We start from the raw sequence: 26130 nt of genomic DNA on the forward strand, positions 1-26130 counted from the left end.
ATGTATCTGGCACGAGGATCGGGTGGCGATCCCGAGAACTGGCTCTGGGCGCTGGGCGCGCTCGTGCTGTACGTCGTGATCAGCTACGGCCTGCAGTACCGGGCGCGGGTGCGCCGCGGCTCCCGGCACCCGGCCGGCGACGCGCTGCACGATCTCAAGGACCGCGAGGAACCGCAGCGGCCGTGGCAGCGTTTCCTCAGCCGCGTGATCATGCTGGCCGGGGCGGGTCTCACCGCGCTGGTCGCGCTGACGACGTCCGGCACGCTGCGCGTGGTGACCGTCGGGCTCACCGCGGTGGTGGCCGTGACCGCGTGGGCGTACTACGACCACCGCACGGAGGTCCCCGCCTCGTCGGGGCGCTGAGGCGGAGCACGGTGACCGGGCCGGTCTCTTCCGGACCCGGCCCGGCTACGCCCCCCGGCCCGGCTCCGGCCACGTCTCCCGCTCCGGTCGCGTCGCCCGGCCCGCACGCGCATTCCGGCCGGGCGCGCCCCCGTCACGGACCCGGCCCGGGGTCCGGCCTCACCGGGTCGGTGATACCGGCACGCGCCGCTTCCAGCTGGGCGGCGAAGGCGATGCCGAGGAAGAGGGCCACACCGGTCAGGTTGGCCCACAGCAGCAGCGCGACGAAGGCAGTCAGTGGCCCGTACAGCGCGCCGAACGAGCCGCTCTCGGCGACGTACAGGGCGAGCAGCCAGGTCGCGGCGATCCACAGCACCAGGTGGACGGCCGAACCGAACGCGAGCCAGGTGTAGCCCGGCTGGACCCGGCGGGGCGCCCAGCGGAAGATCACCGCCGAGGCCACCCACGCGAGCGCGACGCCCAGCGGCACCTGGACCGCGCCCCACCAGTCGAGACTGTCAGCGGGCCGGCCGAAGGTCTGCACCACCGACTCCCCGACGGCCTCGCCCGCCACGAGGACGAGGAACCCCAGCACCATGGGCATCCCGGCGGCGAAGGCGAGCAGCAGGGACCGGCCGTACTTCCGCAGGAACGGCCGGTCGCGTTCGATGCCGTAGATCCGGTTGGCACCCCGCTCCACCTGTGCCATCGCCGAGGCCAGGTTGAGCACTGCGAAGCCGAGGCCCAGCCACATGGCGACCGCGCTCCAGATCCCGGAACCGGCATTGGTCCGCGTCTTCGCCAGCGCGTCCTCGACCAGGCCGCTGCTCGCGCCCGGCACGATGCGGCCGAGGGTGAGCTCGATGATCCGCCCGACGCTCTCGGTGTGCACCGTGGTGGCCACGCCGACCAGGGCGATGGTGAACGGCACCATGCCGAGGACCACCTGGAAACCCATGGAGCGCGCGCTGGTGAAGCCGTCGGCGTAGCGGAACCGGGAGAACGCGTCGACGAGCAGGCGGCGGCCGCCGTAGTGCCGCAGCGCGGTCAGGGCCTCGTCGCCGGACAGTTCCTCCCCGATCATGTCCCGGGTCTGCGGGACGTGTACAGCGGTCCCCATGGCGCGCGTCTCCTCGGTCGTCCGGCCGGCTGTGGCGGGCGGGCCGCCCGCCGGGAGCACGGCCCGCCCCTCCGTCTCCCCTGCGGCGCGGGGTTCAGCCGCTCCGCAGGACGATCACTTGAGACAATCGGAAGAGTACTGGTGTACGACCGGGTGCCGGGGACGTCGGAGGAGCTTGTGCCACTCAGTTCACAACCGCTGCGGAAGCTGGGCTTCCTGACCCTCGGTCTGTTCGACGGGGCCGACCCCCGCCGCGGTCACGAGGCGACCCTCGACCTCATCGAACTGGGCGAGCGCCTCGGCTTCGACAGCGCGTGGGTGCGCCACCGCCATCTCCAGTACGGCATCTCCTCCCCCGTCGCCGTCCTGGCCGCGGCCTCGCAGCGCACCCGCCGCATCGAGCTGGGCACGGCCGTCATCCCGCTCGGGTGGGAGAACCCGCTGCGGCTGGCCGAGGACCTGGCGACCGTCGACCTGCTGTCCGGGGGCCGCCTCAACCCCGGTGTCAGCGTCGGCCCGCCGATGCACTACGACCGGGTCAAGGACGCGCTGTACCCGGACACCGCGGACGCCGAGGACTTCGGCCACGACCGGGTGCGGCGGCTGCTGGACTTCGTACGCGGCGAGCCCGCCACCGCCTTCAGCGGCAGCGAGGGCTTCGAGGTGTTCTCGGACCGCGTCCAGCCGCAGTCCCCGGGGCTCGGCCGGCGCCTGTGGTACGGGGGCGGCAGCCTCCGGTCGGCGCGGTGGGCGGGCGAGCACGGGATGAACCTGCTGACCAGCAGTGTCGTCAAGGCGGAGGAGTCCGAGGACTTCGCCGAGATCCAGCTCTCCCACGTACGGGCCTTCCGCGCCCGCCATCCCGACGGTGCGCGCGCCCGCGTCTCCCAGGGGCTCGTCGTCATCCCCACCGACAGCGCCTCGGCGGAGCAGCGCGTCAGGTACGAGAGGTACGCGGCGGGGCGGCTGCCGCGGACCGGCGCCCCGCAGGGACCGGCACGGCTGATGTTCGCGCCCGACCTGGTCGGCGGCTCGGCCGAGATCGCCGAGCGGCTCCACGCCCATGCCGCCTTCCGGGAGATCGACGAGGTCGCGTTCGCCCTGCCGTTCACCTTCGGCCACGAGGACTACGTCCAGATCCTGACCGACATCGCCACCCGTCTCGGTCCTGCCCTCGGCTGGTGTCCGGCGGCCTGACGGCGGCCGCCCCCGGCGTCGCCGCGCGGCCCGAACTGCGGCGTGGTTGTCTGCCGTTCATGCAGACATGGTCAGGACGCCCCTACCCGCTCGGTGCCTCCTACGACGGCTCCGGTACGAACTTCGCCCTGTTCTCGGAGTGCGCCGAGAAGGTCGAGCTCTGCCTGATCGACGACGACGGCAGGGAGCGGCGCGTCACCCTTCCCGAGGCCGACGGAGGCGTCTGGCACGGCTTCCTGCCCGACGTGCGTCCGGGCCGGCGCTACGGCTACCGCGTGCACGGTCCCTGGGACCCCGCGGAGGGCCTGCGCTGCAACCCGGCCAAACTCCTCCTCGACCCGTACGCCACGGCGGTGGACGGCCAGATCGACGGGCATCCCTCCCTGGCCGGGCACCGCCCCGACGATCCCGGTCGGCCGGACGAACGCGACAGCCTGGGCCATGTGCCCCTCGGTGTCGTGACCGACCACCGGTACGACTGGGAGGGCGACCGTTCACCCGACCGGCCGTACCACCAGTCGGTGATCTACGAGGCCCACGTCAAGGGCCTGACCCGGCTCCACCCCGACGTGCCCGAGGAGATCCGCGGCACCTACGCCGGTCTGGCGCACCCCTCCGTCGTCGGCCATCTCCAGCGGCTCGGGGTGACGGCGGTGGAACTGATGCCGGTGCACCAGTTCGTCCAGGACGGCTTCCTGACCGGCCAGGGCCTGTCGAACTACTGGGGCTACAGCTCCATCGGGTTCTTCGCCCCGCACAACGCCTACTCCTCGGCGGGCAGCCGGGGCGGTCAGGTCGACGAGTTCAAGTCGATGGTCAAGGCCCTGCACCGGGCCGGCATCGAGGTGATCCTCGACGTGGTCTACAACCACACCGCCGAGGGCAACCAGAACGGGCCGACCCTGTCGTTCCGCGGCATCGACAACCGCACCTACTACCGTCTCGTCGACGACGACCCGGCCCACTACTTCGACACCACCGGCACCGGCAACAGCCTGCTGATGCGCCATCCCAACGTCCTGCAGCTGATCATGGACTCGCTGCGGTACTGGGTCACCGAGATGCACGTCGACGGTTTCCGCTTCGACCTCGCCGCGACGCTCGCCCGCCAGTTCCACGAGGTGGACCGGCTGTCCGCGTTCTTCGACGTGGTGCAGCAGGACCCGGTCATCAGCCGCGTCAAGCTCATCGCGGAGCCCTGGGACATCGGCGACGGCGGGTACCAGGTCGGCAACTTCCCGGCGCTGTGGAGCGAGTGGAACGGACGGTACCGCGACACCGTGCGCAGCTTCTGGCGCGGCGACGACCACACGGTCGCCGAGCTGGCGGGCCGGCTGCTGGGCTCGTCCGACCTGTACCAGCGCGACCGCCGGCGGCCCCGCGCGGGCGTCAACTTCGTCGTGGCCCACGACGGTTTCACCCTCCGCGACCTCGTCTCCTACAGCGAGCGGCGCAACGAGGCCAACGGTGAGGGCGGGCGCGACGGCGAGAGCGACAACCGGTCCTTCAACTGCGGGGCCGAGGGCCCGACCGACGATCCGGGCGTCCTGCGGCTGCGGGCCCGCCAGCAGCGCAATCTGCTGACCACCCTGCTGCTCTCGCAGGGGGTTCCGATGCTCGCCCACGGGGACGAGTTCGGCCGCACCCAGCAGGGCAACAACAACGCCTACTGCCAGGACAACGAGGTCTCGTGGGTGGACTGGGACCTCGACGAGGAACAGCGCGGCCTGCTGGCCTACACGCGGAAGATCGTGGCGCTGCGCCGGGCGCACCCCGTGCTGCGCCGGCGCCGGTTCCTCCAGGGTCCCGCCTACGGCACGCCGCCCGAGCGCGCGGACGTGGTGTGGCTGCGGCCGGACGCGTACGCCATGACGGACGAGGACTGGCTGCGCGGCGACACCCACGCGCTGGGTGTCTACCTGTGCGGCGACGCCATCAGTGAACGCGGCCCGGAGGGCGAGCGGCTGAGCGACGACTCCTTCCTCGTGCTGTTCAACGCCTGGCACGAGCCGGTGGAGTTCCGGCTGCCGCCCGCGGCCTTCGGCGACCTGTGGCGGACGGTGGCCGACACCGCCGATCCCGCCGGCGAGGAGGCCGACGAGACCGAGTTCAAGGCGGGGGTGCGGCTGACGCTGGACGCCCACAGCGTGCGCGTACTGAGCCGCCCCCACCGGGACCCGGGCGCCTGACCGACGGCTCCCGCGGACGCCGCTGCCCGGCGCCCCGGGACAGGGCCGAGCGGCGCGAAGCCGGCTGGTCCCACAGCTGTCTTCGCGCCGCTCGGCGTTCGGGGGGGTACTCGTGACGCCCGGTCGCCCGGACGTCAGCGGGCGGCGGTCACGGGTTTTCCATCCGGCGCCGGTCCTGGTCGTCCCACTTGCTGGTGTCGCGCGGCTCGGCGTACGGCTCCTCCTCCGGGGGATGCCCGCCGGCCACCGCCCGCTGGCGCGCCGTCTCCGCGTCGAACTCCAGGCCGAGCAGGATCGCCAGGTTGCTGATCCACAGCCAGACCAGGAACACGATGACGCCGGCCATGGTGCCGTACGTCTTGTTGTACGAGGCGAAGTTGGACACGTAGAACGCGAAGCCGGCGGAGGCGATCAGCCAGATGACGAGGGCCAGCAGACTGCCGGGAGTGATCCAGCGGAAGCCGCGGACCTTGGCGTTGGGCGTGGCCCAGTACAGGATCGCGATCATGACGATGACCAGGACGACGAGGACGGGCCACTTGACGAGCGACCACACCGTCAGCGCCGTGTCGCCGATACCGAGGGCGGCGCCCGCCTGACGGGCCAGGCCGCCGCTGAAGACCACGATCAGGGAGCTGATCACGGCGAGGACCATGAGCACTACGGTCACCCCGACGCGCACCGGCAGGACCTTCCACACCGGACGCCCCTCGGGCATGTCGTAGACGGCGTTGGCGGTGCGGATGAACGCCGCCACGTAGCCCGACGCCGACCAGACCGCCAGGACCAGACCCAGGACGGCCATGAACGAGCCGGTGCCGCCGTTGCCCTGGAGCTGGTGGACGGCGTTCGTGATGATGTCCCGGGCGGACCCCGGAGTCAGCTGCTTGAGGTTGTCCATAAGTTTGTCGGTGGTCGACCTGCCGGCCACACCGAGCAGGGACACCAGGACGAGCAGGGCCGGGAAGAGCGACAGCACGCCGTAGTAGGTCAGGGCGGCCGCGCGGTCGGTCAGCTCGTCGTCCTTGAACTCGCGGAGCGTGCCGCGCATCGCCGCCTTCCACGACTGCTTCGGCAGCTTCGTGGGACCGTCCGGTGCCCTGCGCTCCACGCTCGGGTCGGGCCCGTACCGCTCGTCGCCCACGGTGCCCGCCCCGGACGGTGTGCCGGGCTCTCCGCGCGAACCGTCGGCGTGATCTCGCGACTCGTCGGGACGAGCCTCGCTCTCTTCGTGATGAAAACCAGGTATCCGCGCCATGTGCACCGAGTAACCGCGCCTGCCGCACTCACACGCCCCGCTGCGCGGTGACTTCCCGGACGTGGGGCACGACGCGGGTCAGCCGCAGGACACCCCACAGGATCAGCGCGCCTCCGATCACCTCGGGCACGAGCCACCAGCCGGTGCGGACGCTCTCCTCGAACAGGGTGATACCGAGGACCAGGCTCACCACCGCGTCCCCGACGGTCAGCGCGGGCTGCGACGCCGCCAGCGAGCCGGCCTGCAGCGCGTTCTCCAGCAGCAGGACGGCGCTGACGCCGGTCAGCGCGAATCCGTAGGTCTGCCACTCGCCGAGGAACGCGCGGAAACCGTGGTCGGCGAGCGTGCCCGTCGCCGACTTCAGCAGTGCCGCGGTCAGGGCGTTGCCGACGGCCGACGCGGAGCCGAGCAGGGCGGCGCGGAACAGCGGCGGGCGTCCGGGTCGGGCCAGCACGACCGCCACCGCCATCGCGCCCAGACACAGCACCAGGGCCGGGATCCACCGCGCCATGCTCGCTTGGTGGCGGGCCCCGCTGGGAGCGGCCGCGCCGAGGAGCAGGGCGAGGCCGCCGACGACTCCCGCGACGCCCCACCAGCCCGGACCGGGCAGCCGCCGGTGCAGCAGCGGGACCGCGATCAGCAGGGCGAACGGAAGCTCCAGGATGAACAGCGGCTGCACCAGGGCGAGCGGCCCGTTCACCAGGGCCAGGGCCTGGAACAGTGCGGCCCCGGCCACTCCGGCGATCCCGATCAGCCAGGCCGGGCGCCGGGCCAGCTCCAGGATCAGCCGCAGACCGCCGCCGCGCGCGACCGTGGACGCCGCCTTGCGCTGGAAGGCGGTGCCCGCGGCGTTGCTGGCGGCCCCCAGGACGGCGAACAGCGCGGCCAGCTCGATCACTTGTCCACCATGTCCCTTCCTTGGGACCGGCGCGGGGCGGCCCTGTTCGGCATACCCGCCCTGCCGGTCTCCGCCGCCGGCGGCCTCAGGCCCCGGGATCCGCGAGCAGGGGGCCCAGCGGGCCGAGATCGAGGTTGAGGTCGCTGCGCTCCAGTCCGTGCCGGGCACACAGGTCGTCCATGCGGGCGTCGAGCAGCATGAGGGCCGTGCCGAGGCGGTCCTCCTGTTCCGCGCTCAGCGTGCCCTCCTCGAAGCGGCGCACGGCCTGGCGCTCCATGAGCTGCCGGACGAGTTCCACCACGGTCAGCACCAGGGCGGCAAGGTCGTTCGCGACCCGCTCGGGATCGAGGTCCAGCGTGTCGGTCCGGGGCGGCGCCGTCACAGCGGCCCGCTGTCCGACCACGGGGCGGGCACCCTCTCGTTCACCGACGACAGCAGGGCGTGCAGCGAGATCCGTACCAACGGCACGTCGGCGATCGCGAGGACCAGATCGCCGCTGACCACGACGCCGGTGGCGAGCACCCGGTCCAGCAGGTCGACGAGGGGCACCCCGACCGGGGCGTACGGTTCGGCGCCGTCCCAGGGAACCGGGGTGTGCACGGCCTCACGCGGGTGCGGGGTGTGCACGGCCTCACGCGGGTGCGGGGTGGTCATGCGCCCACCCCGCATTCCGAATCGTCCGGGGCCTCGTCCAGCTGGGCGAAGGAGTAGGGGATCCATGGCCCGGACTCGTCGATCTCCAGACCGCGGTACCGCTCGTCGGCGCGCAGCCCGTCCAGGGCCCGGCCGAAGGCGGCCCGCTGTCCGTCGTCGACGAGGTAGGCGGCGTTCAGTAGCTGCGGGGTGCTCCGGCCGGTGAGCTGCTCGCTCTGGGTCCTGTGCCGTGTCGCGGCGACGACGTGCCGGCGCAGCTCCAGGTCGAGGGCGTGGGCGCGGGCGAGGGCGCCCTCGCGGCGGGCCCGCTGGGCCCGCTGCCGGGTGCTGGCCCGGGCCAGGTAGGCCCGGCCGCCCGGGGCGGCGTTCTCCGCTCCCGCCTCCGGCGCCGGGGAGGGATCGCCGTCGTGCTCCGCCGCGTGCACCTTGACCGCCCACTCGGTACGGCCCCGCAGCCGATCGAGGAGCGTGTGCACCGCCGTTTCCCGGCAGGCGACCGCCTCGGCGGCGTTGCGGTCGCTGAGATACAGGGTCGCCAGCGGCAGCGGCACCACAGGACCGTGACCTGCTGCCGCCTGTACGCCGCGGTGGTGGGCACGCGCGCAGCGTTCCAGCTGGTAGCGGTCGTTGAACCGTTGCGTCAGTGCCTCCTTGCCGAAAGCCTCGGCGGGGACGTCCTGGACGACCAGGGCCAGCGACCCGGCCCGCAGGACGCGCAGCGGTCCTCCGCCGTCCTGCCCGGCGACCCCGGCCAGCACGTCGTCGGGCGGCGGCGTGCGGGTCACGGCGAAGAGGTAGGTGACGGCGGGCCCGGCCGGATCCTGTGCCTCGCGGGCCCGCGGATTCCGGCCGGTGGCGGGGGGCTCGGGCTCGCGTTGTCCGGTGACGGCCGCCCGGGGCTCGGGAGCCGGTCGCAGTGGGGCGCGCGGCACGTCCTGGGGCCGGCTCATCGGGTGCGCTCCTCTTCGGCTTCGCCGGTCGTCAGGGCGTCCAGTCGCGCCCGCAACTGCGCGTTCTCCTCGGCGAGCGCGTCACGCCGGGCGTGGGAGGACAGCGCCGGATCGGTCTCCCACCAGTCGATGCCCGCCTTCTTGGCGGTGTCCACGGAGGCGATGAACAGCCGCAGACGGATGGTGAGCAGTTCGATGTCGAGGAGTTCGATCTTGATGTCGCCCGCGATCACGATGCCCTTGTCGAGCACGCGTTCGAGGAGGTCGGCGAGGTTGCCCGTCACGGGCCCGGCGGACTGCAGGGCCGGGCCCGTGTTCCAGCTGCTGACGTCGGTCACGGTGCTCCCAGCTGATCAGCGACGCGCACGGGACCGGCGACGGGGCTGGTCCTCTTCGTCCTCGTCGTCCTCTTCCTCGTCCTCTTCGCCCTGGTCGGCGTCCTCCTCCTCGTCGTAGGGCTCCTCTTCCTCGTCGTACTCGGCGTCCTCGTCGTAGCCGTCGGCGTCCTCGTCGGCCTGGTCCGCACCTTCGGCGTCCTCGCCGTCCTCGGCCTCTTCGTCGGCGTCCTCGGCGTCCTCGTCCTCGTACGCGTCCTCGGCGCCGTCCTCGTCGTCGGCACCCTCTTCGCCCTCTTCTCCCTCGGCGTCCTCGTCCTCGTCGGCGCCCTCCTGCTCGCGGCGCTCTTCCTCCTCCATGGCGTCCTCGTGCGACGTGACGACCTCGCCCTCGCGGATCTCGCCACGCCAGCCCTCCAGCTCCTCGTCGCCGTGCAGGGTCACATGGCGGGCGAAGTGCTTGAGGTCCAGCCGGATACGACGGCCCACGGCACGCCAGATGTTGCCGGTCTTCTCGAAGAACCCGGCCGGGTAGTACTCGATGACCAGGACGATCCGGGTGAGGGTGGGGCCCAGCTCGTGGAAGGTCACCGCGCCGCGGGTGCTGCCCTTGGCGCCGTCGGAGGTCCAGACGATCCGGTCGTCGGCGACCTGTTCCTGGACGGTCGCCTTCCAGCCGCGACTGGACGGACCGATCTTGGCCTTCCAGTTCGACTCGGTGTCGCCGGACTTGCTGACGCTGCGGACACCCTTGGTGAAACTGCTGAAGTCCTCGAACTGCGTCCAGTGGTCGTAGGCGGTGCGCACCGGGACGCCGACGTCGATGCTCTCGACGATGTTCGTCGCCTTGATGCTGCTGCCCTTCTTCGAGCCGCTGCCGCCCTTCTTGCCCGTGACCTTCTCGACGATGTTGTCCTTGACGCTCTTGCCCTTCTCCATCATCAGGGCCTTCACCGGCGAGTCACCGCCCATGACCCGTTTGGCGACCCCGCCCAGCAGACCGGGGCCCGATCCCTCGGCGGTGTCGGAGAGGTGGCCGGTCAGATCACCCAGCTTGTCCTGGGCCTTGTCCGCGAGTTTGCCGCCCATCGCCCCGAGATAGCCGGTCAGGGCCTCTTTCAGGTCGTCGACGGGTGACTTCTCCTGCGTGTTGGCCATTTCCGCTCACCTCCCCCGCCGCGCGCCGGAGCCCCGGCCGCCGCCGGCGGATCTGCTTGTCTGACGCGACTGGTTGCTTCCGGACGGGCGCGCGGTCTTCTTCGCCGCACCGCCCCCTCCGCTGGTCTTCTTCGCCGGTGCCGTCTTCTTGGCGGCGGACTTCTTCGCGGGTGCCTTCTTGGCGGGCGCCTGCTTCGCCGCCGACTTCTTGGCGGGCGCCCTCTTGGCCGCGCTCCTGGCGGGTGCGGCCTTCTTGGCGGGCGCGGACTTCTTCGCGGGTGCCTTCTTGGCGGGCGCCTGCTTCGCCGCCGACTTCTTGGCGGGCGCCCTCTTGGCCGCCGCCTTCTTGGCCGGGGGCTTCTCGGCGGCCTTCTTGCCCGCCGACTTCTTCGCCGGGGCCGAGCCGGTCGACTTCCCGGCCCGCTGTCCGCCCGTGGCCTTACCGGCAGCGGACTTCTTGGCCGGTGCCTTCTTGGCCGGGGCCTCCTTGGCGGGGGTCCTGCCGGCCACCCTCTTGCGTGGTGACGGCGCCTGGCGGCTCGCGGACCTCTTCTCGCTCCGCGACCTCCTGCGCTCGTCACGGCCGTGCCGGGGCCGCTCCGAGCCACGCTCCCTCTGGGGCTCCTCGTCCTCGTCCGGACCCTCGTCCTCGTCCGGGCCCGCTTCTTCTTCCTCCCCTTCCTCGTCCTCCTCTTCCACGTCCGGCTCCGCCTCGTCGTCCGGACCCTCTTCCTCTTCCGCCGCCTCCGGGCCCTCGTCGGCGCCCTCTTCCTCTTCTTCTTCCTCTTCCTCCAGCTCCGCGTCCTCGTCGGGAGGACCCTCTTCCTCCTCGTCGGGCTCCTCGTACTCGTCCTCCGCCGGTCCCCTCCCCTCGCCCCTCCCGGCGCCCTCCTCGTCCTCTTCCTCTTCCTCTTCCTCGTCCTCTTCCTCGTCCTCGTCCTCTTCCTCGTCCTTGTCCGTGTCCTCGTACCCGTCGTCGTCGTACTCGTCGGATTCGTCGTACTCGTCGTCATCCCGGCTGCCCTTGCCGGCGGAGTCGGTGAGTGCGTCCGTACGATCGCGGAGCATGTCGCTGAGGGTCGACAGACGGCGGTTGGCGGCGGCGGAGACCGCCGAGCGTCCGACGCTCAGCAACTCGCCGCGAACCTGCTCGCTGAGGTCCTGGAACTGCGGTGTCTCCTGGAGTTTGGCGAGCCCCTGGGAGAGCAGCTGGCCCGGCGCGAGGCTGAAGCGCCGTCCCGCGAGATACGTGCCGATGGCGAAGGCGACTTTGGCCTTCTTGGTGCGTCCCAGGACGTACCCGCCTGCCACGGCGGCCGCCACGGCCGCTTTGGTGGTGTCGTTCATGCGTGCCTTCCCAGTGAAGAGGCCACGGTCGGGGGTGCGCAGCCCAGATAGCGGACGGGTTGGTCGAGGAGATCGAGAAGACGCTCCTCCTCCTGCTCGAAGGTCGCCTCGTCGATGACGCCGTCGTCCAGGTCGCGATTGAGCGCGGCCAGGCGTGACTGGACCGCGCGCGGGTCGTGGGCCTGGCGTTCGGCCTCCTGAAGGAGGTGGTCGGCGACCCACAGGGTGGCGCGCACCGGAGCCAGCGGGAGCAGCAGCACGCCGCTCACGAGCCCCACGGCGTCACGCCCCGGCCGCGGCGGGCGCGGTCTCGACGAAGCTGTAGCAGGGCAGGGGGCCGGTCACACTCAGTGCCAGCCGGTCCCCGAACCGGTGCGCCAGTTCCGCGACGGCTTCCCGGAACCGCTTCTCGTCGGCGGCGCGCAGCAGGAACGACGTGCTCAGCACATGGGTGTCGTCGAGCGCGCCCTGGACGGTCCGTTCGGCGAACGGTGCCAGCCGGGCGAGGGTTTCGCGCGCCGCGCGCTCCGCCTCCTGGCGCACGGCGCGGGCGATGGCCTCACCGAGGCGCACGTTGGCGTCGTAGTCCGGCCTGCGCCGGGTGCGGCGGGCCAGGTTGCGCAGTCCTTCGTCCTGGTGGACGAGGCGGGCGAAGTAGCCCGGGACGGTCGCGCCCTTGAGGTTCATCTCGACCCGTCCCCGGACGGCGTCGAGCTGTGCCGACAGATGGGCCTGCCCGTCCCGCAGCCGGGCGCGCACAGCGTCGGCGTCACGGGTGAGGACGGCGAACTGCATGGGGATGACGGGGCCCTGGGCCGACAGTTCGTCCAGCACGGCCTGATGGGCCATCAGGTCGCGTCGCCTTGCCCGCAGTTGTCCGGGAGCCGCCGAGACGGCGGCGCAGAGGCCGGACTCGGTCAGCAACCGCACCGGGGCACCACCCACACCGAGGGCGCGCGGCGCCCGGACGGGGGCGGGAGCGATGCCGTAGACGTACTGGGCGTCGAGGGCCGTGGAGGTCGTCGCGGTCACGGTCAGCCCTCCTCGTCCGTGCGCCGGCGGGAGCGGGAGCGGGGACGTTCGTCGTCGTCCCGGTCACGGGTGCCGGTCCTGCGGCGTTCGCCGGCGGGGCGGCGACGCGGACGCTCCTGCCGCTGCTCGCGCTCCTCGCCCTCGTCCTCGGCGGCTTCGTTGTCGTCGTCTTCCTCACCGGGGCTCAGGGCGCCCTTCACCCGGTCGGTGAGCGAGCGGGCCGTCTTCTTCGCGCCCGCCTTGCCGACGGCACTGGCGACCGGGCCCCCGAACAGTTCGGGGACGGTCTTGCTGCGCGCGTCGTACTCGAGGTCGAGGCGATTGCACGCCTCGGCGAAGCGCAGATAGGTGTCGACGCTGGCCACGACGATCCGGGCGTCGATCTTGAGGATCTCGATGCCGACCAGGGAGACGCGGACGAAGACGTCGATGACCATGCCGCGGTCGAGGATGAGCTCCAGTACGTCGTAGAGGGTCCCGGCGCGCGGAGCGCACACGACCTCGTCGCTGTAGGTGGTCATGCGGCGGTCCTTCCGGATTGCGGGGCGAGGTGGCCGTTCACTGGTCCTGGGCACCACGCCGGTAGCGGGCGACACGTCGGTACTGCAGCAGTTCTCCCGACGGGTCCAGCTCGACCTCGTAGGTGGCGAGCAGGCTGGTCGTGTCGGGGATCCGCTCCACTTCCAGCACGTCGACGTTGACGAGCCAGCCGTCGTCCCCGCTGCGGGACACCGCGGAGACCCCTTCGAGGCGGTGACGGATGAGTGCGGTCAGCGCGTCCGCGGCGCGGTGTGCGGCGTCCTGCGCGCCACGCACCTTGCGTCCGCGCGACTCACGCGTCGTGGATGAGGACGTGCTGCGCCGCCGCTCGCCGGTTTCTGCCATGCCTCCACTCTTGGCTCAGAACCGACGCGAGCGCGTGCTCAGATAGACCATCCGTGTGGGCGCGGGCACGGTGAGTCGTCGCACCGCCGGGCCGGCCTCCCCTCGGCGGGCTCCTGGCAACCGTCCGTCCGGGGCCTCAGGACGACGGTGTCCCCCGGCAGGGGCATTGGCGTGCTGCCGAACGACCGGCCCGTGTCCAGGCATGCCTCGACCCGGGCGCCGCACCTGTCGGCGCCCGGGTGGGCATGGCGGACGGCCTCGTGTCACCGGACCGGCGCCTGATCGGCCACGCCGGCCGGGCGGACGAGCCCTGTGCATCGCTGCCCCGGGTGCGGATCGGCGCCTTCGGCCACGGCGACGCCGATCCAGGGACACCGGATCGCGGTCAGCGGCCCCTTTCGGCACCGCCGTTGACCTGGACGATCTGTGCGGTGACCTGGGAGGCCGACGGGGAGCAGAGCCACTGGACCGTGCCGGCGACGTCCTCGGGGACACCCGCACGGCCGGTGTGGGTCTGGCTCACGAGCAGGTCGTGCCGGGCGCCGGCGTGTCCCTGGAGTCCGAAGAACTCGGTCTGTGCGATGTAGCCGGGCGCCACCGCGTTCACGGTCACGCCCCGCGGCCCCAGGGCGGCGGCCAGGTCGTAGACGTACGGGTGCAGCGCCGCCTTGGCGCCCGCGTACGAGCCGGCTCCCGAGCCCCGGTACGCGGCGATCGAACTGACCATCACGATCCTGCCGCCGGGAGAGGCGATCACCGGGCGGACCGCCTCGGTGAGCAGGACGGCGGTCAGGACGTTGGCGCGGAAGTTCTCCGTCCAGTGCCAGGATGCTCCGGCCGTGCCCTCGTCCGCTCCCTCGGGGGCACCGATCAGGACGTTGCCGCCGGCCGAGTTGACCAGGACGTCCACCGTCCCGTGGACGGCGCGCAGTTCGTCCCGTACGCGATCGGCCTCCTCGGGGAGCGTGAGGTCGGCGGGCAGCGCGCGTACCCGGCCACCCTGCGCCGTGTGGCGTTCGGTGAGTTCCTTCGCCGTGCGGTTCAGCACGTCCTCCCGCCGTCCGATCGCGACGACCTGGGCGCCCTCCGATGCGAAGGCCGCGCACACGGCACGGCCGATGCCGGTGCCGCCGCCGCTCACTACCACGGTGCGTGTCATGGAAAGCCTCCGAGTCGGGTCTGCGGGGTCCGTCAGTTCAGGGCACGACGGGCGCCGGAACGGACACCCCATCGGTGGACGAGCAGGGCCGCGCCGCCCACCGCGACGGAGTCCCAGGGCGCGGGCACCCGCCCGGAACCGCCGGTGGACCCCACGGCCGCCGCGACGAAGAGCAGCAGCAGGTAGCCCAGGAACCAGGCGCCTGACCGGAGTTCCGCCGTCAGCCGGGCACGGTCCTGACGGTACCTGACGGCGAAGAGGATGACGGCGGCCGGCATCAGGGGGATCGCCGCACGCAGGTGGTGCCAGCCCGCCCAGTGGATCAGCTCCGTGGAGACCACGAACCCGGCGGGCGCGATCCACCCCATGCCCCGCATCCGCCAGGTGAGCGCCTCGTGGTCCGTCGCGCGGAAGGTGCTCACGGCGACGGAGCAGGCCGCGTAGGTCAGCAGGGAGAGCACCCCGACCACGCCGATGATCTCCTGCCAGCCGCGGAAGGGGACGAGGAAGACCGTGGCGAGGACGAAGTTGGCGAGCAGGGTCCGCCGGGGAACGCCGGACGCGGGGTGCACGGAGGCGAAGAAGGAGGGCAGGACGCCGTTGCGTGCGGCTGCGTACGTCTCGCGGCTGCCCGAGGCGACGAAGATGCCGGCGGCGCCGGTCGGTGAGAGGACGGCGTCCGCGTAGATCAGAGTGGCGAGCCAGTCCATGTTGAGTGCCAGCGCGAGCTGGCCGAAGGGCGAGTCGAAGTTGAGCCCGTGCCAGCCGCCCGCCAGCCAGTCGGCCGGGACCGTGACCAGGAAGACCAGTTGGAGGACGGTGTAGAGCACGATCGCCAGGACGATGGCCGTGACGACGGCACGCGGCAGGTCGCGGCGCGGGTCGCGGGCCTCGGCGGACAGCTCGATGGGGGCCGCGAAGCCGTTGAAGGTGTAGATGATGCCCGCACCGGCCACGGCCGAGAGCGCTGCCGACCAGCCGTACGGGGCGACACCGCCACCCGCCTCGATACTGTCCGAGTCGAAGCCCGCGGCCACCAGGACGGCGATGGTGACCACCGGGACACCGAACTTGAAGACGGTGAGGGCCGTGGTGATCCGGGCGAACAGGCGGACGCCGAACCAGTTGAGGAGCGCGAGCACTGCCAGGAGCGCGACGGCCGCGGCGATGCCCCGCGCCGTGAGCTGTCCGTCCCGGTACAGACCGGGGACGTAGTGGCCGGCGTACTGCGCGATGGCCGACGCCTCGGCGGCCAGGGCGCTGGCGACGGAGAGCAGGACCGCCCAGCCTATGGCCGTCCCCACCAGGGGCCCGTTGGCCTCCAGGGGCCAGCGGACCATGCCGCCGGCCCGGGGGCGCGTCGCGCCGAGCTGTACGAGGACCAGGCCGACGAGCATCATCGCGGCGCCCGCGAGAGGCCAGGACAGCAGCGCGGCGGGGCCCGCCGTCTGCGCCGCGTAGTAGGCGCTGAAGAGCCAGCCCGACCCGATCATGCCGCCGAAGGCGATGGCGGTCAGGCTCCATCGGCCCAGCTCACGCCGGAGCCCCTCCTCGGGCGGGGTGGCCTGCGGTGCGTGCTTGTCCAGTACGGGGGGCAGGGGCGGTGCGGACATGTGTGGTCTCCGGGTCGGGTGGTCGCGGTCGCGTTTTCGGGCAGGCGCGAGCCGGCCGCGGTGCAGGCCGGGCCCGGGCGCACGGACAAGGCGCGCCGGCGCGTGCGGGGCCCGGGCGTATGCGCCGGGCGGGCTACGGGCGCGTACGGGCTCGGGTGTGCTGGGCTGTCGGGGCGCGGGCGGGGTGCGCCGTCAGCGCGGGGAGCTGGACGCGGGGGTGGGTTCCTCGTCCTGCGGGGCCGGGCCGGGCACGGCCGTACGGCGGGCGAGGAGCACGAGCAGAGCGGCGAGCACGACCGCCCCGACCGCGAACGGCAGCGCGGGGTCGGCCTGGTAGAGACTGGTCGCCGCGAGCGGGCCGAGCACCAGGGTGAGCGCGTTGACGGAGGCGCTGAGTCCGGCCGCGCTGCCCTGCTCGTTGGCCTCGACGCCGAGGCTCATCGCCGAGTTGTAGCCGGGGATGGCAAGACTGTGACCGAGCCCGGACAGGGTGACGGCGGCCAGGAAGACCGGCAGCGAGTCGGCCACGCAGATGACGACGAAGGCACCCGCGGTCAGCGGCACGCCCACGCGGAGGAGGCGCTGCGGCCGCCACGCCAGCTTGGGGATGATCACGCCCTGGACGACGAGCATGGGCAGGCCGCCGGCCAGGAGCACCATGCCGGAGAGTTCCACCGTCCGCGCCGTGGTGAGGTCGAGCCGGTCCATCAGCAGGAATCCGATGCTGGACTGGAGCAGGCTGGTGGAGAGGTAGATGCCCGCGCCGGACACCAGGAACCTGCGGATGCGCGGGTCCAGCGGGCTGAGTCGCCCCGGGGCCGCCTTGCGGTCGGTGTGCCGTTCCTCGGCGGGCAGCCAGACCCAGACCACGACGCCGACGAGGCCGATCAGCGCGGGCGCGGTGTAGAGGGCGGGGAGCATGCCGAGGTCGCCCAGGAGGCCGCCGAGGCCCGGCCCAAGGACGAGCGCGAGGCCGATGGCGGCGCCGACACGGGCGATTCCCTTGACCCGTTCCTCCTCCTCGACGGCGGTGTCGGCGACGTACGCCTGCGCCGCGACGGGCAGGGCCGCGAGGGAGCCGCCGAAGAGGATGCCGCGGGCCAGCAGCAGCAGGACGAAGACGGTTGTGGCCCCCAGGACGCCGCGCAGGCCCAGATGGGCGAAGACGGCGAAGGCCGCGAGACCGAGGGCCGCGCCGAACAGCGCCACGACCATGAGGGGCTTGCGGCCCCAGGCGTCGGCGCGGCGGCCCCACAGGGGGCTGACGAGCGCGACCACGGCGGCGGACGCACTCATCACCATGCCGTACTGGAACTCGCTGATGGACAGCTCCCGCGCGAGCGGCGGCAGGATCGGAGTCAGGATTTGCTGGCCCGCGTACCCGCCGAAGACAGCCAGGTGGAGGAGGCCGACTCCCCCGGCCTTGTGACGTGTGGTGGCCATGGTCACTCCTTCGAAGCGCCGGGTACGGGTGGGACGTCGACGCCTCGGGGGCGCAGTCGGAGGTCGCCGAGCGTGTCGGACACGTCCCGGGCCGCCGCGATGAGCGCCCCCTCCCGGTGCGGGCCCGCCACGAGCTGCATGGCGACGGGCACGTCGGACGCGGGGTCGACACCGGCGGGAAAGGTGATCGCGGGGAGTCCGGCGAAGCTGGCGACGGGGGTGAAGCCGATCTCCCGGTCGTAGCGGGGGTCGCCCGGTACGGGGATCGTGGAGGCGGCGGGGGGCACCGTTCCGCGCGGTCGGGGCAGCGCCGGGTCGAGCGGCAGCAGCCAGGCGTCGACGCGCCGGTCGGCGAAGTGGGCCGGCAGGGTGGCACGCAGCCGCGTCATCCGGTCCCGGATGACGGCGTACTCCTCGTCCCCGACGTCGGCGCCGGCGCGCAGCGCGGCGAACGTCGAGTCGAGGAGGTCGTCCTCGATGTGGGCGCGCCAGTGCTGGAACCCGTCCCAGGCGTCGCGAGCGCACAGTTGCCAGGCGTCCGCGCGGCAGTCCCAGAGCTCGCCGAGGTCCGCCTCGACCACGTCGTGCCCCGCGCTGCGCAGGAGTTCGGCGGTGTGGGCGACGGCCCGGGTGATCTCCGGGTCGAGCACGCCTGGGCGGCTCAGCTCACGTGGGACGCCGACCCGCAGCCGGCCGCCGGTGGGCACGGGGCCGCCGAGCCCCATGTGCTGCCAGGCGAAGGCCAGGTCGTCGGCGGTGCGCGCGACCCAGCCGGGCGCGTCCATGGCGGGCGAGAGCGGAAAGACTCCGGGCAGGTTGCGCGGGTGGTGGGTGACGCGCAGTCCGACGACGCCGCAGCGCCCGGCGGGCCAGCGCACGGAGCCCAGAACGTCCGTGCCGAGTGACACGTCGCAGATGTTCGCGGCCACGGCGACCGCGGAGCCGGTGCTGGACCCGGCGGGGTCGATGTGCGGGAAGTACGGGTTCACGCACCCCGAGCCGACGCCGATGTTCAATTCGGTGGTGACCACCTTGGCGACGACCTCGGCGTTCGTGACGTCCCGCAGGACGGCGGCCGTGGTGCGCGGGTGGTGCCGGTAGTGGCGCAACCCGAGCCGGGTGGCGAACCCCTGTACGTCCACGGTGTCTTTGACACCGAGCCGCAGGCCGCCGGTCGGTACGCGCAGTTCGGCGCAGGCCCGGTAGTGGCCGTCGGCACGGGCCGCCCAGTGCGCGGCGCGGGCGCGGAACTCCTCGGCGCCGATCTCCCCCGCGGCCAGGAGGCGGTGGCGCTCGGACAGGGGCAGAGCGAGGATCTCGGGCAGGGCGTCACCGGCGGTCGTGGTGCCCAGGAAGTCGCCGATCGCCCGGGGGGTGGTCGCGGACGCGGGTGTGGCGGCCGTCCGGGGTGCGGGGACGGCCGGGCCGGTGTCGGGTCGGATGCTCATGACAGTTCGTAGAGCCCCTCGCCGTCGAGGAACCGCAGGGTTCCGTAGTCGCGGAGGACGACCTCGGCGACCTCGTGCCGCAGATTGACGATCATGGGGTAGGTCAGGTCGTCGACCGTGGGCCGGATCTGGCCGCCGGGTTCCACGAGAGGACGGATCTCGTGGAGGCTCTCCAGTTTGCCGATGGTGTCCATGTGCCGGATCCGCTTCAGCGTCCCGGACTTGGGCGAGATCATGGCGACGGAGGCGAAGTGCTGTTCGACGACGTAGTCGGTCAGGCGGCGCTCGTGGAAGCGCTCCGGCGCCACGTAGGCGTCGACCGTCCAGTCGATCTGCGAGGAGCCGGTGCCGAGGCTCGCGTAGTACGGGATGTCACCGCCCGCGATCCGGGCCCCGGCCTCCACCAGGCAGGGACCGTCCGGGGTGAGTTTGACCTCCAGATGGCCGGGGCCGTGCCGGATGCCGAGGGCGTCGAGGACCTCCTCGGCGTAGCGGCCCAGCACCGTGCCCTCGGGCGAGCGGCGGGCCAGCAGGTGCACGGAGTCGCAGAGGTCGAGGACGCCGTTGGCGGTGATGCGGGTGGTCTTCCAGATGTCGGTGACGTGGTGGTGTCCGTCGCGGCTCACGGTGTTGACGACGTATTCGCCGCCCACCAGGTACTCCTGGGCGACGACGCCTTCGTTGTCGACGGAGAAGAAGTTCTCGGCGCGGGCCAGCGCCCGGTAGGCGGCGACCGACTGGTCCGGGGTGTCGCAGAAGTGGATGCCGTCACCGCCCGTCGACCGGATCGGTTTGACCACGACGCGCCGGCCCAGCTTGGTGTGCCAGTCCCGCAGTTCCGCCTCGTCGGTGACGAGGATCTGCTCGGAACCGTGGACGCCGGCCTTCTTGACGGTCTCCACCATCGTGTACTTGTCGCGGCGCGCGGGGCTCAGGGCCGTGCCGTTGGTGGGCAGGGACATGGCCTCGCTGAGAACGTCGGCGAACTCGACGCCGAACTCGCCGCCGGGCACCACCGCGACGGGCTCGTACGCGGAAACGGCGCGCACGGTCTCGGCCAGGTCGCCCTGGTGCACGATGTTGGCGGCGTAGTTGTCGAGGCTGAAGGTCGACCGGTACACCTTCGGCACCTCGGGAGTGCTCTGCACGCGGACGCAGGCGTATCCGGCCTTGACGAACTCCGGGGCGAGGCGTCGGGTGGGGTGGTAGGCGTCGACGATGACGACGTGGCCCTTGACGGACATGGGGGGCTCTCCAGGGTGCGGGGGTCAGTGTACGGGGGTCAGCGCGAGGGGCTCGGCGCTCACGCGGAAGGCGGTGGCCGTCGTCGTCAGCGCGTGCTCGACGGTGGCGGAGTCGGCCGCCCGGAACCGGAAGCGTCCGCCGACGTGCTCGTAGTAGGCGTCGGCCGCGGGAAGCACCTCGCCGGGCTTGAGGAGCACTTCGGCGTAGGGCCCCGGTTCCCGGCCCGTCATGGGCGTGACCTCGGTGACACGGCACGGCCGGGCCTCGGGCGCCGGGACGAGCAGCCAGCCGCCGACCTGTTCCGCGGGCGCCGGCCCCACGGGGTGGACCGGCAGGCCGAGTTGGAGACGGAAGGCGGCCTCCATCAGGTCGTACCCGTGCAGTTCCCGCCAGATGAAGGGGATCTCGGCGCCGCCGACGCGTGCCCCGACCTCCAGGAAGCGGCACGTGCCGCTCCGGGCGTCGAAGAACACCTCCAGGTGGAAGGGGGTGGGCCGGTCCGTGAGCGCGGCAAGGGCCGCGCGCGCGTGCTCGCCGACGGGGGCCAGGACCGCCGGGTCGTCCTCCTCGACGGACCCGAGGAAGGTGCCTTCGCGAAAGCCCAGGCAGGTGTTGACGTAACGGGAAGCGCGCCAGCACATCAGCTCCGCGCCGTCGAAGATCCCGTCGACGTGGTAGATCGCGTCGGGCAGGAACTCCTGGACGAGCATCGGCTCGGCCCAGTCGTATCCGTCGAGCTCGTCGGGTTCGCGGACCAGGAGCACGCCCGCGCTGGAGCTGCCGACACGGGGCTTGAGCACCACGGGCCAGCCGTGCGCGGCGGCGAAGGCGGCGACGTCGGCGGCGCCGGTCACGGCCGCGCTCGCGGGAGCCGGGACACCGGCGGCTGCCACGGCCTCGACCATCAGGTGCTTGTCGCGGAACCGCAGCAGGTCCTCGGGGCGGTCGCCCGGGCAGTCCCACTCGACGCGCAGCGCGGCGCCGATGAGCAGGTCGTCCTCCTTGAGGGCGACGATCCGGTCGGGTCGGCCGTGGCGGGCGGCCAGGAGATGTACGGCGGCGCGGACTTCGTCGAGGTCGTCGGTCCTGGCCACGGTGACGACGTCGGCGGCCGCGGAGGGTATCGCCGGGAGCGCCACCTCGGTCGCGACATAGGTGACCGTGTGGTCGCCGTGGTCGAGGTAGTGGCCGTATTCGGCGTAGCGCTCCTGCCATCGCGTGACGATCACGACGTGCGGGCGGGGGGTGTCGGCGGTGGTCACGGTGGTCACGGGGTGTCCTTTCGCGCGAGCAGGTCGGCTGTCGCCATGAGCAGGCCGCGGGCCTGGGCGGGGGCGAGGCGCGGGTCGCAGGTGGACCGGAAGCGGGGCAGTGCGCCGGTGGCGAGGCCGGCCGGGTCGTCGACGCACTCGGTCACGTCGTCGGGTGTCATCTCGACGTGCAGGCCGCCGGGGGGTACGCCGTGGGCGCGCAGCACGGCGAAGAAGTCGGTGACCTCGCGCAGCACGTCGGTCAGTACGCGGGTCTTGCGGCCCGAGGAGTGGCGGACGGTGTTGCCGTGCATCGGGTCGCACAGCCAGACCACGCGGCCGGTGAAGTCGGCCGCGGCCTCGACGAGGGCGGGCAGGCGGCGGGCGGTCTCGGCGGCTCCGAGCCGGGTGATGAGCGACAGGCGCCCGGCGCCGTGGCCCCGGGTGAGCCGTTCGCACAGTTCGTGTACGTCGTCCGGGGACGCGCCGGGGCCCAGTTTGACGCCGACGGGGTTGTTCACCGTTTCGGCGAACCCTACGTGCCAGCCGTCGAGTTGCCGGGTGCGCTCGCCGATCCAGAGCATGTGCGCGGAGGAGCTGTAGTGACCTCCGGCTTCGGTGTCCTCCCGCACGAGGGGGGTCTCCAGGTCGACGAGCAGTGCCTCGTGGCTGGTGAACACGGAGCCGGCGGCGGCGTCCTCGGCCAGGTGACCTCGGAGGAGGAGGGTGTCCAGGCAGGCGGCGGCGTGGTCGTAGGCGGCGCGCAACCGTGCCGGGTCGGCACGGCGCGCGGCGGGGTCCGCCGTCGGCCGGTTGACGGCGTCGCCCCGGTAGACGGGCAGCACGGTGCCGTCGGCGAGGGTTTCGACGGCTTGTGAGCGGGGCTTGGCGTACTGCCCGGCGAACCGGCCGATCCGTACGACCGGCAGGCCCGCGCGGGTGGTCAGCAGGTCCGCCAGAGAGCACAGTTGGGCGGCCTTGGCGGTGATCCTCGCGGGCGCGGAGTCGAGGAAGGGTTCGGCGCAGTCGCCGCCCTGGAGGACGAAACGGGTGCCCTGCGCGGCGCGGGCCAGCTCGGCACGCAGCCGGTGCACGGCGCTCGCCTCCACGAGGGGCGGCAGCGCGGCGAGGTCCGCGCGGACGTTCTCGACGAGGCCGTCGCAGGTCCAGGTGGGTTGCTGGGCGGCGGGCAGGCGGATCCGGTGGGGTGCTGTCGTCATGTGCGCGGTCCCTGGGGAGTCGTGAAGTGGCGTTCGAGCCGTCGGGCGGTGGCGGCGACCTCGCCGGCCAGGGGCCGGTCGCGGTCCAGGGGGGTCCAGTCGGAGGCGAGGTGCCGCCAGACGCCGTGCGCGGGAGCGGTCCCGCTCAGGCGGGCCAGCTGGTTGAGGGCGAGGGCGAGGGAGGCGACGATCCACCAGGCTCGGTCCAGGGCGGTGGACACCGCGTTGGCGCTGTTGAGGGCCAGCGGCACGTGGTCCTGGTTGCCCAGGTTGGTGGGGACCGGGGTGAACGAGGCAGGATAGCCGTGCTGGCGGATCGCGCCCAGGTGCGAACCGGCGGCGATCTGGACACCGGCGAACCCGCTCTGGCGTCCGGGGGCGGGTGTCAGCATGGGTGGGAGGCCGCCGTTGTGCTGCGGGTCGAGGGCGAGGTGAAGCTGGCGTTCGGCCAGGTAGGCGAGCTGGTGCAGGCACAGCATGTGCTGCTCGCTCGCCAGGGCCACGGGCGCGGCGTGGAAGTTGCCGCCGTGCAGAACGTCGTCGTCGACGAAGACGGGGTTGTCGGTGGTGCCCTCTCCTTCGGTGATCAACACCTGCGCCTGGAAGCCGAGTTGGTCGAGTACGGCGCCCACGACCTGCGGGGCGCAGCGCAGTGAGTACGGTTCCTGGAGGCGCCGCGCGGCCTCCTCGGTGCGGACGACGGCGCTGCGGGCCGCACGGATCAGGGCGGCGGCCTGCCGCTGTCCCCGGTGCCCCCGGACGGCGGAGAGGCGGTCGTCGTAGGGTTCGGGGCTGCTGCCGAGGAGTCCCGCCAGGTGGCCGGTTCCGGCGGCCACGGCGTGGGCCAGGGCCTGGAGCCGTACGTGGTTGTGCAGGGCGCGGGCGAGGGACGCGCTGGTGCCGTTGGCGAAGGCGAGGGCGGAGCGGGCGTCCCAGTCGACCGGGTCGGCGCCCAGCGCGCGCAGCGCCCGGGCCGCGGGCTCCTGCCGCCAGCTGCCGTCCGGGGCGCGCCGCCAGGCGTCGCCTTTCCCCGCCGCCGCCTGTGCCGCGTGGGCCAGTGGGACGAGGTCGCCGCTGGCGCTGAGGCTGCCGTCCTGGGGCACGACCGGGGTGAACCCCTGGTTCCACTGGGCGGCGAGGGCGTCCCAGACGTCGACGGCTACGGCGGAGCGGCCCAGGGACATGCCGCGCAGCCTGAGCCAGACCATGGTCCGGGTGACCTCGGGCGGCAGCGCCGGGCCCTGACCGGTGGTGAGGTGATCGAGCAGCCCGGCTCCCTGGACGTGCGGGTCGCGGTCGGCGTCGTAGGAGACCAGTGGACCGAAGCCCTTGGTCAGGCCGTAGACGGGGCGGCGGGCGGCGATCTCGGCCAGTGACGCGCGGCTCGCGGCGAGGCGGGCACGGTCTTCGGGACCCAGGGCGAGGACCCGGTCCGGTCCCGCGGCCCGGAGGAAGTCCGGGACCGCGGTGTCGGGCGCGGTGGGGGCCTCGGCGAGGGACGGAGGGGCGGGTGATGCCGTCATGCCACCCTCGTCGGTGTCGGGGACGTCGTGGCGGGAGGGGCGGTGAGCCGGTTCAGCAGGGGTTTCCCGGTGGCGGAGCGGGCGATCCGGTCGACGCGATGGACGGCGCCGGGAAGGGGGCAGCCAGGGAGCGAGGCCCTGAGCGCGGTACGGATGGTCCGCGCGTCGACCCGGGCGGGTCCCGCGGTGTGGAACAGGTCGTAGCGTTCACCGCGCACGGGGTCGCCGGTGGTCGTGCACACCACCTCGGTGCCGGGAAAGGCGGAGGCGACCGCGTCCTCGACGGCGCCGAGGTCGCAGCGGACCCCGTTGACCTTGATCATCCGGGAGGCGCGTCCGCGCCAGAGGAAGGAGCGGGGCCCGGCCGGGGTCACCGTGTCGTCCATGGTCCACGCGGTGAGGGGACGCTCGCAGCCGTCGCGCCGGGCGAGCCGGGGGCCGCGCACGGTGAGCCGGTCGTCGTCCTCCACGTCGGCGACGACGTCGTCCAGGAGCTGCCACGGTGTCCTGGCCCCGGGGTGGTCGGCCAGGTGGCGCAGTGCGACCGCACCGGTCTCGGTGGAACCGAAGACCTCGACGGCCGTGAACGGGGTGCCCCGCCGGTCCCGCACCAGGGTGCGGGCGGCGTCGGTGACGGGTCCGGTGCCGTGGAGGGCGACCGCTCCCGGGTGGTCGGTGGTGGACGGCACCAGGGAGCGCATGACCAGCCAGCTGGACGGCAGGCAGACGAAGAGGGTGCGCAGTCCGGGGCGCGGGGCCGGCACGCTCATGGGGTCGTCCCAGGCCCGCACGACGGGGACGCCGAGGAGGCCGGGCAGGACGACGCCGAAGAGGTGCCCGAAGAGGTGGCGTGGCGGGGCGAAGCAGACGACCTGCTCCACGGTGCCCAGCGCCGTCCGGGCCACCAGCAGGGCCTCGTCGCGCAGTTGGCCGGGGGTGCGCCACCAGCGCACCGGGTCGCCGCTGTGGCCGGAGGTCTCGAAGGGGACGTCGGCCACCGCGCGGTCGGTGGCGGTGGGGGCGGAGACGGGAGTCACGAGGAGGCTTCCAGGGCCGTGCGGTCCTCGATCAGGTCGCGTACGAAGGCGGCGATGCGTCCCACCGTGGCGAAGACGTGCCGGACGTCGTGGGCGACGAAGTCGACCTCCACGTCGAATGCGGCCTCGACACGCGAGACGCACTCCAGGGCGGTGAGGCTGTCGTAGCGGTCGCCGAGGGCCCGGGCCAGGTCGGCGTCGTCCGTGACGGCTGCGAGGGCGTCCCCCAGGACGGGGCTGAGGGCGGCCCGTACCTGTGCGGTGAGTTCGTCGAGGGCGGGGACGGTCGTGGTCATGCGGGGTCCTGCCTTTCAGGAGCGTCGGCACTGGTCGTTCCGTCGATCGGAGAGCCTTGGGGTCCGGGCACGGCGGGCACGCGGGAGGCCTCTCGACGGCTCAGGGAACTCGCGGGGTCGCCGCGAGCCGGAGGCGTCCTCCGTCGGCCAGGTGGACGAGCGAGGGGTCGGTGGGGCGGAACTCGATGTAGAGGAAGGGAGTCCGCTCGGTCATGCCGAGCGCCGCCGCGATCTCCTCCGCCAGGTCGGAGCGGAAGGTCGCGTCGCGGTCCGGGCCCACGCACACGGTCACGCGTGCGTGGTGGAGGCCGTCCTCGACGGCGGGCAGCGCGTCGGCGGACATCCCACCGCTGAACAGCGAGTGGGGTTCGGCGGTGGTGAAGTGCACGACGACGTGACCGGCGGGCACACCACGGGCGGTCAGGTGCCGGGTGAGCCGGATGGCCACGGCCCGCCGCGCGGGCACTGTCAGTTCGGGGGCGAGGATGTCAATGGTGGGCATGGGTGCCTTCGGTGGGCCTCGGGGACGCG

27 protein-coding genes are annotated in these 26130 nt (G+C 72.8%); 3 read left to right on the forward strand and 24 right to left on the reverse strand.

Going from position 1 to position 26130, the window contains the following annotated elements; translation table 11 throughout:
- Entirely contained in the window at positions 1 to 363 is a 363-nt protein-coding gene (locus ACFYP4_RS10985) for a hypothetical protein (protein WP_358852109.1), read from the forward strand.
- A 133-nt stretch (positions 364 to 496) separates the two neighbouring features.
- On the opposite strand, the gene ACFYP4_RS10990 is transcribed toward ACFYP4_RS10985, so the two are convergent.
- A complete protein-coding gene (locus ACFYP4_RS10990) occupies positions 497 to 1462 on the reverse strand; it encodes a YihY/virulence factor BrkB family protein (protein WP_358852110.1) in 966 nt (321 codons plus the stop codon).
- Between the two features lie 177 nt (positions 1463 to 1639).
- Between ACFYP4_RS10990 and ACFYP4_RS10995 the strand changes: the two genes are divergently transcribed.
- Together ACFYP4_RS10995 and glgX are read left to right on the forward strand one after the other, a co-directional pair.
- Entirely contained in the window at positions 1640 to 2659 is a 1020-nt protein-coding gene (locus ACFYP4_RS10995) for an LLM class flavin-dependent oxidoreductase (protein WP_388784746.1), read from the forward strand.
- Positions 2660 to 2718: 59 nt separating this feature from the next.
- A complete protein-coding gene (glgX, locus tag ACFYP4_RS11000) occupies positions 2719 to 4848 on the forward strand; it encodes a glycogen debranching protein GlgX (protein WP_388785068.1) in 2130 nt (709 codons plus the stop codon).
- Between the two features lie 148 nt (positions 4849 to 4996).
- Here glgX and ACFYP4_RS11005 read toward each other — a convergent pair whose 3' ends face one another.
- The 23 genes from ACFYP4_RS11005 to ACFYP4_RS11115 all read right to left on the reverse strand — a co-directional run bounded on the left by ACFYP4_RS11005 (position 4997) and on the right by ACFYP4_RS11115 (position 26101).
- Entirely contained in the window at positions 4997 to 6106 is a 1110-nt protein-coding gene (locus ACFYP4_RS11005; RefSeq protein ID WP_358850634.1) for a YihY/virulence factor BrkB family protein, read from the reverse strand.
- A 28-nt stretch (positions 6107 to 6134) separates the two neighbouring features.
- Positions 6135 to 7004 (reverse strand): DMT family transporter, encoded by an 870-nt coding sequence (locus ACFYP4_RS11010; protein ID WP_358850635.1) that lies wholly within the window; start codon positions 7002 to 7004, stop codon positions 6135 to 6137.
- A gap of 85 nt (positions 7005 to 7089) precedes the next feature.
- Positions 7090 to 7386 carry a gas vesicle protein K gene (locus ACFYP4_RS11015; protein ID WP_358850768.1) on the reverse strand — a complete coding sequence of 99 codons (297 nt, stop codon included), beginning with the start codon at positions 7384 to 7386 and terminating at the stop codon, positions 7090 to 7092.
- Complete coding sequence (locus ACFYP4_RS11020) at positions 7383 to 7658, reverse strand: gas vesicle protein (RefSeq protein ID WP_388784751.1); 276 nt, start codon at positions 7656 to 7658, stop codon at positions 7383 to 7385. The genes ACFYP4_RS11015 and ACFYP4_RS11020 overlap by 4 nt, the downstream gene beginning before the upstream one ends.
- Entirely contained in the window at positions 7655 to 8608 is a 954-nt protein-coding gene (locus tag ACFYP4_RS11025) for a GvpL/GvpF family gas vesicle protein (RefSeq protein ID WP_388784754.1), read from the reverse strand. The genes ACFYP4_RS11020 and ACFYP4_RS11025 overlap by 4 nt, the downstream gene beginning before the upstream one ends.
- Entirely contained in the window at positions 8605 to 8946 is a 342-nt protein-coding gene (locus ACFYP4_RS11030; RefSeq protein WP_358850637.1) for a gas vesicle protein, read from the reverse strand. Before ACFYP4_RS11030 ends, ACFYP4_RS11025 begins: the two co-directional genes overlap by 4 nt.
- 15 nt (positions 8947 to 8961) lie before the next feature.
- Complete coding sequence (locus ACFYP4_RS11035) at positions 8962 to 10101, reverse strand: SRPBCC family protein (protein WP_388784757.1); 1140 nt, start codon at positions 10099 to 10101, stop codon at positions 8962 to 8964.
- A 6-nt stretch (positions 10102 to 10107) separates the two neighbouring features.
- Positions 10108 to 11448: a histone H1-like repetitive region-containing protein gene (locus tag ACFYP4_RS11040; RefSeq protein ID WP_388784760.1), complete on the reverse strand. Its 1341-nt coding sequence runs from the start codon at positions 11446 to 11448 to the stop codon at positions 10108 to 10110.
- Positions 11445 to 11726 carry a gas vesicle protein GvpG gene (locus ACFYP4_RS11045; protein WP_358850640.1) on the reverse strand — a complete coding sequence of 94 codons (282 nt, stop codon included), beginning with the start codon at positions 11724 to 11726 and terminating at the stop codon, positions 11445 to 11447. Before ACFYP4_RS11045 ends, ACFYP4_RS11040 begins: the two co-directional genes overlap by 4 nt.
- A gap of 4 nt (positions 11727 to 11730) precedes the next feature.
- The gene (locus ACFYP4_RS11050) at positions 11731 to 12480 is read right to left on the reverse strand and encodes a GvpL/GvpF family gas vesicle protein (protein ID WP_358850641.1); all 750 of its coding nucleotides are present in this window, start codon (positions 12478 to 12480) and stop codon (positions 11731 to 11733) included.
- Positions 12481 to 12482: 2 nt separating this feature from the next.
- The gene (locus ACFYP4_RS11055) at positions 12483 to 13001 is read right to left on the reverse strand and encodes a gas vesicle structural protein GvpA (RefSeq protein ID WP_358850642.1); all 519 of its coding nucleotides are present in this window, start codon (positions 12999 to 13001) and stop codon (positions 12483 to 12485) included.
- A 37-nt stretch (positions 13002 to 13038) separates the two neighbouring features.
- Entirely contained in the window at positions 13039 to 13365 is a 327-nt protein-coding gene (locus tag ACFYP4_RS11060) for a gas vesicle protein (RefSeq protein ID WP_358850643.1), read from the reverse strand.
- A gap of 385 nt (positions 13366 to 13750) precedes the next feature.
- Complete coding sequence (locus tag ACFYP4_RS11065; protein WP_388784764.1) at positions 13751 to 14524, reverse strand: SDR family NAD(P)-dependent oxidoreductase; 774 nt, start codon at positions 14522 to 14524, stop codon at positions 13751 to 13753.
- A gap of 32 nt (positions 14525 to 14556) precedes the next feature.
- A complete protein-coding gene (locus ACFYP4_RS11070; protein ID WP_388784772.1) occupies positions 14557 to 16137 on the reverse strand; it encodes an APC family permease in 1581 nt (526 codons plus the stop codon).
- A 192-nt stretch (positions 16138 to 16329) separates the two neighbouring features.
- A complete protein-coding gene (locus ACFYP4_RS11075) occupies positions 16330 to 17580 on the reverse strand; it encodes an MFS transporter (RefSeq protein WP_358850646.1) in 1251 nt (416 codons plus the stop codon).
- A gap of 2 nt (positions 17581 to 17582) precedes the next feature.
- On the reverse strand, positions 17583 to 19028 hold the full coding sequence (locus ACFYP4_RS11080; protein ID WP_388784776.1) for an amidase: 1446 nt from the start codon (positions 19026 to 19028) through the stop codon (positions 17583 to 17585).
- The gene (locus tag ACFYP4_RS11085) at positions 19025 to 20272 is read right to left on the reverse strand and encodes an ATP-grasp domain-containing protein (RefSeq protein ID WP_358850648.1); all 1248 of its coding nucleotides are present in this window, start codon (positions 20270 to 20272) and stop codon (positions 19025 to 19027) included. The genes ACFYP4_RS11080 and ACFYP4_RS11085 overlap by 4 nt, the downstream gene beginning before the upstream one ends.
- A gap of 24 nt (positions 20273 to 20296) precedes the next feature.
- Complete coding sequence (locus tag ACFYP4_RS11090; protein ID WP_388784780.1) at positions 20297 to 21544, reverse strand: acetyl-CoA carboxylase biotin carboxylase subunit family protein; 1248 nt, start codon at positions 21542 to 21544, stop codon at positions 20297 to 20299.
- A complete protein-coding gene (locus tag ACFYP4_RS11095; RefSeq protein ID WP_388784783.1) occupies positions 21541 to 22743 on the reverse strand; it encodes a 3-deoxy-7-phosphoheptulonate synthase in 1203 nt (400 codons plus the stop codon). The genes ACFYP4_RS11090 and ACFYP4_RS11095 overlap by 4 nt, the downstream gene beginning before the upstream one ends.
- Positions 22740 to 24266, reverse strand: a complete 1527-nt coding sequence (locus tag ACFYP4_RS11100) for an aromatic amino acid lyase (protein WP_388784786.1) — start codon at positions 24264 to 24266, stop codon at positions 22740 to 22742. Before ACFYP4_RS11100 ends, ACFYP4_RS11095 begins: the two co-directional genes overlap by 4 nt.
- Positions 24263 to 25303 (reverse strand): acyl-CoA synthetase, encoded by a 1041-nt coding sequence (locus tag ACFYP4_RS11105; protein ID WP_388784789.1) that lies wholly within the window; start codon positions 25301 to 25303, stop codon positions 24263 to 24265. The genes ACFYP4_RS11100 and ACFYP4_RS11105 overlap by 4 nt, the downstream gene beginning before the upstream one ends.
- Positions 25300 to 25599: a phosphopantetheine-binding protein gene (locus ACFYP4_RS11110; protein ID WP_358850653.1), complete on the reverse strand. Its 300-nt coding sequence runs from the start codon at positions 25597 to 25599 to the stop codon at positions 25300 to 25302. The genes ACFYP4_RS11105 and ACFYP4_RS11110 overlap by 4 nt, the downstream gene beginning before the upstream one ends.
- Before the next feature lie 100 nt (positions 25600 to 25699).
- Entirely contained in the window at positions 25700 to 26101 is a 402-nt protein-coding gene (locus ACFYP4_RS11115; protein ID WP_358850654.1) for a hypothetical protein, read from the reverse strand.
- Between the last annotated feature and the right edge of the window lie 29 nt (positions 26102 to 26130).

Origin of the sequence: Streptomyces sp. NPDC005551, assembly GCF_042871785.1 — a bacterium.
GTDB lineage: Bacteria > Actinomycetota > Actinomycetes > Streptomycetales > Streptomycetaceae > Streptomyces.